Raw genomic sequence first — 5,902 nt, 5'->3', positions numbered from 1 at the left:
GCGAAGGCCAGCACCAGCGACGGCCGGCCGGACAGTTTGCGCCCCGCGCCGACGCGCAGCAGGCGGCGCTCGATTTCCAGTTTGGCGTTCTCGGCATCGAGGCCGGAGATCTGGCCGTTGGCCGCCTCCGCCGCCAGTTCCGCCAGCTGGTCGCGGTACACCGCGCGTTCCGCCGTGGCGGCATCGGGGCCGGCGCCGGCGCGCATCAGCGGGCGCAGCAGAAGGATGGCGACCACGGCCGCCAGCAGCCCGAAGGCGACGAACATCATGCCGGGTCCTCGTCCTTCAGCAGGCTGTCCAGCCTTGCCCGCTCTTCCGCCGTCAGGGCCTGCGCCTCGGGCTCCGCGCCGGGCCGGCGTCGGCGCCACAGGATGATGCCGGCGCCGAGCGCCAGCAGCGCGAAGGGCCCGAACCAGAGGGCGAAGGTCGCCGGCTCGAGGGGCGGGCGCAGCAGCACCCAGTCGCCGTAGCGATCGACGAGGTAACGCTGGATCGCCGCCTCGTCGTCACCGGCGGCGAGACGCTCGCGCACGATATGGCGCAGATCGGCGGCCAGCGGCGCGTTGGAATCCTCGATCGACTGGTTCTGGCAGACGAGGCAGCGCAGGCCGCGCGAAATCTCGCGCGCCTTCGCCTCCATCGCCGGGTCGGCCATGGGCTCGTCGACGCCGATGGCAAGGGCGGTTCCGGTCAGCAGACCCAGCGCCAGCAAGGCACCGGACAGGATGCGCGAATAGCTCATTTCAGCAGCTTCTCGGCCCGGGGCAGCAATTCGCCGCGGATCACCGCTTCGTCGAGGGGGCCGACGTGCTTCCACACGATCTCGCCCGCGGGCGAGACCAGATAGGTTTCAGGCACGCCATAGACGCCCCAGTCGATGGCGACCCGGCCGGTCACATCGGCGCCGATCAGCGCGTAAGGATTGCCCAGTTCGCCGAGGAAGGCGCGCGTCGCCTCGGGCTTGTCCTTGTAGGCGAGGCCGACGAGGCGGATCTTCGGCACCTTGGCGAGGGCGCTCAGCATCGGATGCTCGATCCGGCAGGGCGCGCACCAGGAGGCGAAGACATTGACCACCGTGACCGTGCCGGCGCGAAGGTCGGCGCTGGCGAGGCCCGGCGTGCCCTCGTCGAGGCCGGGCAGGGTGAAGTCGGGCACCGGCTTGCCGATCAGGGCCGAGGGCAGTTCGCCCGGGTCCTTGCCCAGCCGGTCGTAGAAGAAGCCCGACAGGCCGATGACGACGGCGAGCGGCAGGGCCGCCAGCATGAAGCGATATTTGCCGTTCATGTCCCTGCCCTATTCCGCCGGCTGGGCCTGCGCGGCGGCACGCCGCACCGGGGCGCCGACCCGCAGGCGCCGGTCGCTGAGCGAGACGAGACCACCGAAGGCCATCATCAGGCCACCGGCCCAGATCCACATGACGAAGGGTTTCCAGTAGATGCGGGTGGCATAGCCCGGCCCGGTCTTCTCGCCGACGACGACATAGAGATCGCCGATCGGCGTCGAATGGATCGACGCTTCGGTCGTTTCCATGGGCGGGGCGCGGAACTTCCGCGTCTCGGGCGACAGGGTGCCGACCCCCTCGACCTCGAAGCGGCCCCGGGTCGCGGCGTAATTCGGCCCCGGCACATCCTCGACACCCCGGAACGTCAGGCTGTAGCCGGCGATGTCGACCGTGTCGTTCACCTTCATGACGCCGAGATGTTCCTGCGAAAAGCCGGTCGCGGCGGCGATGCCGATGACCGAGACCGCCATGCCGAAATGGGCCAGACTCATGCCCATGGCGCCGCGTGGCAGGGTGACGAGACGCCGGAAGGCACCCACGGGGCCGAGTTTCGCCAGCTGCACCCTTTGGGCGAGTTCGACCAGCACCGCCCCGCCAAGGAAGAAGGCGAGCACGAAGCCGAGCACGGCCAGGACCGGCGCATCGGTCGTCGCCAGCACGATGGCGATACCGCCCAGGACCGCCAGCGCCGCGGCCAGTTTCACCTTGGCCAGAGCCGTCACCAGGCTGCCGCGCTTCCACGGCAGCAGCGGCCCGATGCCGAGGGCGAGGATCAGCGGCACCATGATCGGCATGAATGTCGCGTTATAATAAGGCGGCCCGACCGAGACCTTGGCCCCGCCCAGCACGTCGAGGATCAGCGGATAGAGCGTGCCGAGCAGCACGGTCGCTGTCGCCGTCGCCAGCAACAGGTTGTTGAGGACGAGGGAGCTTTCCCGCGAGACGGTCTGGAACAGCCCGCCCGCCTTCAGCGCCGGTGCGCGAATGGCGTAAAGGGTGAGCGCGCCGCCGGTGACCGCCAGCAGGAAGATCAGAATGAAGAAGCCCCGGGTCGGGTCGGAGGCGAAGGCATGGACCGAGGTGAGCACGCCCGAGCGGACGAGGAAAGTGCCGAGCAGCGACAGCGAGAAGGCGAGAATGGCAAGCAGGATGGTCCAGCTTTTCAGCGTGTCGCGCTTCTCGACGACGATCGCGGAATGCAACAGCGCGGTCGCCGCCAGCCAGGGCATGAGCGAGGCATTCTCGACCGGATCCCAGAACCAGAAACCGCCCCAGCCCAGTTCGTAATAGGCCCAGTAGGAGCCGCCGCTGATGCCGATGGTCAGGGCCGACCAGGCGGCCAGGGTCCAGGGCCGCACCCAGCGCGCCCAGGAGGGCGGCACCCTTCCTTCGATCAGGGCGGCGACGGCGAAGGAGAAGGCGATCGAGATGCCGACATAGCCGGCATAGAGGAAGGGCGGATGGAAGGCGAGGCCCGGGTCCTGCAGGATCGGGTTGAGGCCGTTACCCTCGAGCGGGGCGGGATCGATCCGCGCGAAGGGATTGGAGGTAAAGATCATGAAGGCGAGGAAGCCGACGCCGACCAGCCCCTGCACCGCCAGCGCCCGCGCCCGGAAACCGTCCGGCAGATTGCGCCCGAACAGCGCGACCATGGCCCCGAACAGGGTGAGCATCAACGCCCAGAGCAGCAGCGAACCCTCGTGATTGCCCCAGACGCCGGTCACCTTGTAGAGCATCGGTTTCTGCGAATGGCTGTTGCTGTAGACATTCACCAGCGAGAAGTCGGACGTCACATAGGCATGGACGAGGGCGGCGAAGGCCCCGGCGACCAGCAGGAACTGGAGGACGGCGGCGGTATCCGCCAGTTTCATCGACGGCCCATGGCCGCGCGCGGCGCCCGCCATCGGCACGATGCCCTGCACCAGGGCGACGATGAAGGCGAGAATGAGGGCGAAATGGCCGAGTTCGGCGATCATGGCTTCTGTCCCGTTTCCGTGCCGGGATGCGGCCCCTCGGGTAGCGGATCGCCTTCCTTCCAGCGCCCCGAAGCCTTCAGCGCCTCGACGACTTCCTTCGGCATATAGGTCTCGTCATGCTTCGCCAGGACCTCGGCGGCGAGGACGCTGCCGTCCTGCTGGCGGTTGCCTTCGGCGACCACGCCCTGGCCCTCGCGGAACAGGGCGGGCAGGATGCCGTGATAGGTGACGGACACGCTGGTCGTCAGGTCGGTGACGTGGAATTCGATGGTCTTGCCGTCGTCGCTGCGCTTGACCGAGCCCTGCTCGACGAGGCCGCCGATGCGGATGCGCTGGCTGGGCGGCGGCGCCTTGGCGACGACATCGGTCGGCGACAGGAAGAACACCAGCTGGTCGCCCAGCGAATAAAGGACAAGACCGGCGGCGGCGCCAAGGCAGGCAAGGCCGGCGATGGCGATCGTCAGGCGGCGACGTTTGCGCGGGGTCATGCGGCTTTTCCCGGCCGGGCGCGACGCGCCGGCCTCGATTGTTCCAGAAGGGCCAGCTGGCGCTGCGCCTTGCGTAAGGACCGGCGGCTGGCGATGGCGAGGCCGATCACGACGGCGAAGGTCAGGGCGAAGGACGGCCAGACGAAAGCGGCATAACCGCCCATGGCGAGAAAGGTGGTGACGGCGTCCATGACGTTCAAGCTTCCCGGGCGGCGAGGCCGAGGGTGAGCGCCCGCACCCGCCGGCCGATCAGCTCCGCCTTCATCCGCCACAAGAGGACCGTGACGAAATAAAGCTGGAAGGCGATGGCGTTGACCAGCAGCGGCCACAGGATCGAGGGGTCGATGGTCGGCCCGTCGAGGCGCATCACCGAGGAGGGTTGGTGCAAGGTCGACCACCAGTCGACCGAGAATTTCACGATCGGCACATTGACCGCGCCGACGAGGGCGAGAATGGCCGCCGCCTTCGACGCCCGTTCCGGCTCGTCAATCGCCGACCACAGGGCGATATAGCCGACATAGAGGAAGAACAGCACCAGCATGGAGGTGAGCCGCGCGTCCCACACCCACCAGGTGCCCCACATCGGCTGGCCCCAGAGCGAGCCGGTGACGAGGGCGACGAGGCAGAAGCCGGCGCCCAGCGGCGCCGCCGCCTTGGCCGCGACATCGGCCAGCGGATGTTTCCACACGAGGCCGACGAAACTCGCGACCGCCATGAAGGAATAGCCGAACATGGCGAGCCAGGCGGCGGGCACATGGACGAACATGATGCGTACGGTGTCGCCCTGCTGGTAATCCGCCGGCGCGAAGCCGAGGCCCCAGACGAGGCCGGCGATGAAGGCAAGCACGGTCGCGGCGCCGAGCCAGGGCAGAAGCCGGTCGGCGAGGCGCAGGAAACGGGTCGGGTTGGCGAGGCGCGTCAACATGATGAAGTCTTATCCCTGACCGCCCCGCCCGACAACATGATCCAAATCATGCTAAAGTACAGCAAGGCGAAGTGCCGCAGCCGCCCCCAGGGTGCCGACCGGCAGGCTGACCAACAGCACGGCCCCCAGAAGCGCCAGCGACGGCCCGGCATCGAGGCCGAGGGTGGCGAGATCGACCGCCCCCGCCCCGAAGATCAGCACCGGCACGTAAAGCGGCAGGATGAGCACGGCGATCAGGATGCCGGCCCGCCGCACCCCCACGGTCAATCCCGCGCCGACCGCGCCGATCAGCGACAGGGTCGGCGTGCCGAGCAGCAGCGTCTTCACCAGCATGAGGGTGCCCACCGGATCGAGGCCAAGCAGGAGGCCAAGCAGCGGCGAGACGAGAACGAGCGGCAATCCGGTCGAGAGCCAATGCGCCAGACATTTCGCCAGCACAACGACCGAGGCCGGCGCGCCGCCGACCAGCAGCAGGTCGAGGCTGCCGTCCTCGAGATCGGCCTGGAACAGCCGATCGAGCGACAGCAGGGTCGCCAGCAGGGCGCCGATCCAGATCACGGCCGGCGCCACCCGCGCCAGTTCCGCCCGCTCCGGCCCGGAGGCGAGGGGGAACAGCGTCGCCGCGATGACGAAAAAGCCGATGACCAGCCCGACCGAGCCGCCTTGCGCGAAGGCGAGGCGCAGGTCGCGCCGCAACAGGGCGAGGAAGGCACTCATCGCGAAGCCTCGTCGAAAGCCCACCTCACCCCGGCCCTCTCCCCCCTGAAGGGCGGTGAGGGAGAAGCGGCCCCCTCTCCGCCCGCTTGGGGGGGGAGTGGGCGGGGGGTGAGGTGGGTGCGTTCCACGAAAAACAGCGTCATGCCGCCTTCTCCAGAACGAAGGTCCGGGCATTGGGCAGCGCCAGGCCGTCATGGGTGGCGACCACCACCATGCCGCCGACGGCGCGATGATCCCAGATCAGCCCGGCCAGCAATTCGACCGAGGCGGCGTCGAGGCTGACCGTCGGCTCGTCCAGCAGCCACAGGGGGCGAGGGGCGAGGGCGAGGCGGGCAAGGCCGAGGCGGCGCTTCTGCCCGGCCGAAAGCACGCCCGCCGGCAGGGGCCCGAGGGCGCCCAGCCCGAAACGGTCGAGGGCGGCGTCGACGGCGTCGACCGGCGTGCCCTCGAAGCGGGCCCAGAAGGCGAGATTGTCGAAGGCGGTCAGGGCGAGTTTCAACGCGTCGCCATGGCC

At 69.0% G+C, this 5,902-nt stretch carries 9 protein-coding genes; all 9 read right to left on the bottom strand.

The window, feature by feature from the left end:
* A partial coding sequence (ccmI, locus tag WAZ62_RS15235; protein WP_422644388.1) for a c-type cytochrome biogenesis protein CcmI occupies positions 1 to 269 on the bottom strand: 269 nt, incomplete at its 3' end.
* Positions 266 to 742, bottom strand: coding sequence for a cytochrome c-type biogenesis protein (locus WAZ62_RS15230; RefSeq protein WP_422644387.1), 477 nt, complete (start codon positions 740 to 742; stop codon positions 266 to 268). The genes WAZ62_RS15230 and ccmI, both read right to left, overlap by 4 nt.
* Positions 739 to 1,284 (bottom strand): DsbE family thiol:disulfide interchange protein, encoded by a 546-nt coding sequence (locus tag WAZ62_RS15225; RefSeq protein ID WP_422644386.1) that lies wholly within the window; start codon positions 1,282 to 1,284, stop codon positions 739 to 741. The genes WAZ62_RS15230 and WAZ62_RS15225 overlap by 4 nt, the downstream gene beginning before the upstream one ends.
* Positions 1,285 to 1,293: 9 nt before the next feature.
* Positions 1,294 to 3,258, bottom strand: a complete 1,965-nt coding sequence (locus WAZ62_RS15220; RefSeq protein ID WP_422644385.1) for a heme lyase CcmF/NrfE family subunit — start codon at positions 3,256 to 3,258, stop codon at positions 1,294 to 1,296.
* Positions 3,255 to 3,746 carry a cytochrome c maturation protein CcmE gene (ccmE, locus tag WAZ62_RS15215; RefSeq protein ID WP_422644384.1) on the bottom strand — a complete coding sequence of 164 codons (492 nt, stop codon included), beginning with the start codon at positions 3,744 to 3,746 and terminating at the stop codon, positions 3,255 to 3,257. The genes WAZ62_RS15220 and ccmE overlap by 4 nt, the downstream gene beginning before the upstream one ends.
* Positions 3,743 to 3,937, bottom strand: a complete 195-nt coding sequence (ccmD, locus tag WAZ62_RS15210) for a heme exporter protein CcmD (protein WP_422644383.1) — start codon at positions 3,935 to 3,937, stop codon at positions 3,743 to 3,745. The genes ccmE and ccmD overlap by 4 nt, the downstream gene beginning before the upstream one ends.
* A gap of 5 nt (positions 3,938 to 3,942) precedes the next feature.
* Positions 3,943 to 4,668, bottom strand: coding sequence for a heme ABC transporter permease (locus tag WAZ62_RS15205; protein ID WP_422644389.1), 726 nt, complete (start codon positions 4,666 to 4,668; stop codon positions 3,943 to 3,945).
* A gap of 54 nt (positions 4,669 to 4,722) precedes the next feature.
* Complete coding sequence (gene ccmB / locus WAZ62_RS15200; protein ID WP_422644382.1) at positions 4,723 to 5,388, bottom strand: heme exporter protein CcmB; 666 nt, start codon at positions 5,386 to 5,388, stop codon at positions 4,723 to 4,725.
* Between the two features lie 139 nt (positions 5,389 to 5,527).
* Positions 5,528 to 5,902: ATP-binding cassette domain-containing protein (locus WAZ62_RS15195; RefSeq protein ID WP_422644381.1), on the bottom strand; the 375-nt coding region annotated here is incomplete at its 5' end.

Origin of the sequence: Zavarzinia sp. (assembly GCF_049306435.1) — a bacterium.
In the GTDB taxonomy this organism is placed as follows: Bacteria; Pseudomonadota; Alphaproteobacteria; order Zavarziniales; family Zavarziniaceae; genus Zavarzinia.
Note: the sequence above shows the minus strand (reverse complement) of the source record. Positions and strands in the feature narration are given on the sequence as shown.